At 38.6% G+C, this 2709-nt stretch carries 2 protein-coding genes and 1 pseudogene; all 3 read right to left on the minus strand.

Annotated features, from left to right (window positions below; translation table 11 throughout):
- A pseudogene (locus AC4GME_RS18585) lies at positions 1-272 on the minus strand (hypothetical protein); the annotation flags it as partial.
- Between the two features lie 183 nt (positions 273-455).
- Positions 456-1139 (minus strand): response regulator, encoded by a 684-nt coding sequence (locus AC4GME_RS18590; protein ID WP_490378671.1) that lies wholly within the window; start codon positions 1137-1139, stop codon positions 456-458.
- Between the two features lie 3 nt (positions 1140-1142).
- Positions 1143-2558 (minus strand): ATP-binding protein, encoded by a 1416-nt coding sequence (locus tag AC4GME_RS18595; RefSeq protein ID WP_490378672.1) that lies wholly within the window; start codon positions 2556-2558, stop codon positions 1143-1145.
- Positions 2559-2709 lie beyond the last annotated feature (151 nt).

Consider the following 2709-nt stretch of genomic DNA (forward strand, 5'->3'; position numbering starts at 1 on the left):
ATTTCTTCGAAACCTGGTCGTTTATGGTGTTTGCCTGACTGACCATTTTTAGGTAGCGGCAATTCGCCGGCAGAAAGAGTACCACTGCCATCAGTATCAAGCTGATCGAAATTTTCTAATAAACGCCCGCACACTTCATCTTTTGATAATACAGCGTCGCCATTTTTATCCATCTCCTGCAAACTCATAGGTTTAAAATTTTCCACGTTAGCAAAAGTATAACTAGCGCTGCCCATTAATAGTGCTGCTGTGATAAGTAACTGTTTTTTCATAATGACCTCATTTAGCTTATGTAAAGGTTTATTCGTTTTATTAACAAGCGAATAGATTGAAGCTAATTGTTCTAATCAGTCAATGTTGGCAGAGGTCTGCCAGCATTGATGATTTATCACTTAGCTCGGATAAATAAACTATAAAGATAAAATAAGCAGGAATTATGGAGAAACTAAGGAGATTTATATCTCTAATTTATAACCGACACCATATATCGATTTAATACATTCACTATCAGCTGATACCGCTTGCAGTTTACGGCGAATATTTTTGATGTGGCTATCAATGGTACGGTCTGTCACCACACGGCTATCTTGGTAGATGTGTGTCATTAACTGTTCGCGACTAAAGACTTGTTCGGGATGCTTGTTAAAAAAGGAAAGCAGACGAAATTCGGCTGGAGTTAACACAACAGCTTGCTCATTAAGCGAAACCGTCATTTTTTTATCGTCGATACAAAGTGCTCTATTAATATCGATCATCTTATTTTCTTCACTTGCTCGACGTAATATATTTTTAACACGCACCACCACCTCTCTTGGACTGTAGGGTTTACAGATATAGTCATCAGCTCCCAGCTCCAGCCCTACTAAGCGATCTATCTCATCGATTCTGGCTGTCGCCATCACCACAGGAACCTGACTGAAAGTGCGAAGTTCACGATAAATATCGAGTCCGTTTCGTTGTGGCAGCATTAAATCAAGAATCAGTAAATCAGGCTGATGTAACTTAACCCAATCTATCACTTCTAAGCCATTATCGATAATATGGGTTTGAAATCCAGACTGAGAAAAATATTCGCATAAAACAGTGGCCAGCGAAGGTTCATCTTCAACAACAAGAATAGTTTTTTCTTGATAATTCATCGTTTAAATATCCTTAATCGGTAACGAAACTTTAATTTGCAGCCCACCTAAAGGGGAGTGGTTTGCAACGATCTCTCCGCCATGGGTGTTTACAATATTTTGGCAAATAGATAAACCGAGTCCGGAACCACCATTAGCTCTGCTACGCGACTTATCAACCCGATATAATCGCTTAAACAGTTTGTTTAATGATTCATTTGGCACGGCTGGGGCACTATCTTCAATAATCAGTTCAATATTTTTTTTGTTTTGTAGCAAGGAGATCTGCAGCAAACCACCGGCATCGGTATAACGATAACTGTTTTCAAAAATATTTGAAATTAGCTGTGTTAATGACTTTTGATCGGCCTTTAATATAGCAGCAGGACAGCTTTCATAAAGCCGTTTTAACTGAATGTTTTTTTCTGCTAAACGAACTTCATTTTGGTTAGCTACCGTCTCTAACAATTGTGTCAAGTCGACAAGTTGCGATTTTTCAATATTCACCCCAGAGTCCGAAAGTGATAACTGGTAGAGATCATCAACCAGGCGACTGAGGTTCATCACCTGATTATGTAGCGATTTAATGTATTTAGGCTCAGGGTTACGTATGCCATCTTCAATCGCTTCAATTTCACTGAGTAAGACAGCAATCGGGGTGCGCAACTCATGCGATATATCCGCTAACCATTGCTCTCTTGATTTTTTTTGCAGTTTAAGTGTATTGGTTAAACTATTAAAAGTTTGCGACAACTCAGCTAACTCATCATTCCCCTGTACAGGGATTTGCTGTTGAAAGTCGCCACTTTGCAACGCTTTTGCACCTGAATGCAGATTTTTCAGAGGTTTCAGAAAATGTCGAACCAGTAAGCCCGCAACAACAAACGAAAACAGGGCGACCCAGGCAGCAATTAAGTAAAAATTATTTAACTGCTGTTTAAAAAAGCTTTCTGCAAGTGGGCTGGTAATCGTTTCTCTTTGCATAATAGAGATCCAGCCAACGGTTTTATTATTGACCGAAATCGGCACTTTAATAAATTGCGGATCTTTATTTTTATGTTTGCGCTTTTTAGGATGATCGAGAACAGGCTCACCATTTTCATTTAGCAGATGAATTCTTTCATGCAATAAAATCAATCCTTTAGGCGGAAAGTGAGCGGCTCGAGGTCGTTTGTCTATTGCGGGTCGAGCTATGATTTGCTGGAGCAGATCCCCCCATAAATAAGGTCGTTCTTTAATCATCTTCCAGCCATCTTGAGTCGAATAGTACTCACTAACTTGCAGCGCAATCACTTCAAGTCTTTCTACCTCTTGTTGGTTAAGGTAAGTTTGTAATCCGCTTTGAAAACTATTGTTAATCAGCAGCGCCATGCCAACCATCATTATCATGCTGGTTAGTAATAAAGAAACAAACAATTTATGAAAAATGGTTAAGCGCATTTTAATTACCTTGCAATAACGGATTTAAATTTTTTTAAATATTGCGATACCCAATTGATGCCAGCAACAATTATTTACAGCTGCAGATATCAATATGAAATAAATATTAAGGGCAGCTTTAATTAAAAGTAGATCTCTTAAACCTGAAGCT

The sequence above is a fragment of the Psychromonas sp. genome (assembly GCF_983033635.1).